At 50.2% G+C, this 524-nt stretch carries 1 protein-coding gene; it reads left to right on the plus strand.

Going from position 1 to position 524, the window contains the following annotated elements; all coding sequences use genetic code 11:
* Positions 1 to 524: methyl-accepting chemotaxis protein (locus R7E78_RS30350; RefSeq protein WP_318059175.1), on the plus strand; the 524-nt coding region annotated here is incomplete at both ends.

Here is a 524-nt window from a genome sequence, read left to right on the forward strand (position 1 = left end):
CATGTCGCGTATGGACAATGCTGCAAGCGCGGTGGATAACCTCGCTTCGCAAGTGAATGATGCACAGCACCAGACGCAGAATTTGGTGGCTTCAAGCACGGCTATTCAGGGTATTCTGAGTGAGATTGGTGGCATTGCCGATCAAACCAACGTGTTGGCTCTAAACGCTGCGACTGAAGCTGCGCGTGCTGGTGAAGCGGGTCGTGGTTTTGCTGTGGTAGCCGATGAAGTCCGCAACCTTGCAACGCGCACACAAGGCTCGACAGCAGAAATTCGTGCAATGTTGGCTCGTTTGGAGCAAGAAACGCAATCAATCGTCGTGTTGATGGAGCAAAGCCAGAAACAAGCGGTGGATACCAAAGAAGAAACACAAGCAGCGCAGTTGGCGTTGGCCGAAATCAACCAAGCTATTGAAGTAATTAATGATATGAATAATCAGATCGCTTCAGCGGCAGAAGAGCAAAGTTCGGTGTCGGAAGAGATCAACCGTAAGGTGGTTGTGATTAATGATACGGCGATGGAAG

The organism is Vibrio sp. YT-19(2023), from assembly GCF_033337395.1.